Source organism: Pseudoalteromonas sp. S1612, from assembly GCF_005887175.1.
Classification (GTDB): Bacteria; Pseudomonadota; Gammaproteobacteria; order Enterobacterales; family Alteromonadaceae; genus Pseudoalteromonas; species Pseudoalteromonas undina.
Genome location: NZ_PNDH01000074.1, coordinates 1 through 1044, shown reverse-complemented (window position 1 = coordinate 1044; position 1044 = coordinate 1). Strand labels below are relative to the sequence as shown.

Annotated in this window: 1 protein-coding gene and 1 tRNA gene; both read right to left on the bottom strand. The window is 42.0% G+C overall.

Annotated elements, in window-relative coordinates:
• Positions 1 to 148 precede the first annotated feature (148 nt).
• Positions 149 to 763 carry a trimeric intracellular cation channel family protein gene (locus CWB78_RS17990; protein WP_008108278.1) on the bottom strand — a complete coding sequence of 205 codons (615 nt, stop codon included), beginning with the start codon at positions 761 to 763 and terminating at the stop codon, positions 149 to 151.
• 191 nt (positions 764 to 954) lie between these two features.
• Positions 955 to 1031, bottom strand: a tRNA-Met gene (locus CWB78_RS17985).
• Positions 1032 to 1044 lie beyond the last annotated feature (13 nt).

Below are 1044 nucleotides of genomic sequence, written 5' to 3'. Positions count from 1 at the left end.
GCCTAGGAGCGATTTACTCTTTGTTGCTCGGTTTTCACTTAGTCCACTAGGTTACAAACCTCGCGCCGCGATTAAATCGCCCCTAGTTTGAACAAACTTTAATCCGCAAAGGTCAACAGGCCCTAGTTAACAGCTGTATTTACACAGTTTAGTCAGGATATTTGAAAACATGTAATATAATCTTCCATTTAATCGCCGAAAAACGTAGCAATAAGGTCATTAGCATACTCAGAATCATTGCCACTTCCACCGTTAACGATAGGTTGATACTTAATGTATAGACAATGCCACCAGCAATACAGGTAATAGCATACAGCTCACCTTTAAGCAGCATTGGAATATCGCGGGCAAGCACGTCGCGAATAAGCCCACCAAAACAGGGGGTTATTACAGCCATAATCACAACCGTCATATCTGGCATACCAGCCAATTGCGCTTTTTGCGCTCCCATGACCGCAAAAAAGGCTAAGCCAAACGCGTCAGCGGTTTGCAATACATAGTATGGAATGGATTTTTGCTTATTGATCAGTCGTGTAGTAACCAGAACCGCCACCAAAATAGCGTAGAAGTAGCTTTGGTCGTGTAACCAAAATACGGGCTGGTCGAGTATCACATCGCGAACGGTACCGCCGCCAATAGCCGTAACAGTTGCAAGTACAACTACACCAAAGCCATCCATTTTCTTTTCATAGGCTACCAAGGTGCCTGAGATAGCAAATACCGCCACACCTATTAAATCAAACCAGTGATAAAGTTCAGTCATAATTTTGATTACAAAAAGTTTTAAAGAGTTTAGTGCATAGCATACTAAATATTCAGCAATAACACTTTCAAAAAGTAGAATTAGAAAAGAACAGCAGGTATACGTGTTAAAAATAGCGTGAGGGAATATGAATTTTAGGCATAAAAAAACACTCTTATAGAGTGTCGATTTAATAAAACATGTTACTTCAGTGGTTGCGGGAGCCGGATTTGAACCGACGACCTTCGGGTTATGAGCCCGACGAGCTACCAGACTGCTCCATCCCGCGCCTGAAATTTCTT

Excerpts from the sequence above, each read along its gene's own strand:
- CWB78_RS17990 (WP_008108278.1), bottom strand. The coding sequence starts at position 763 with ATGACTGAACTTTATCACTGGTTTGATTTAATAGGTGTGGCGGTATTT.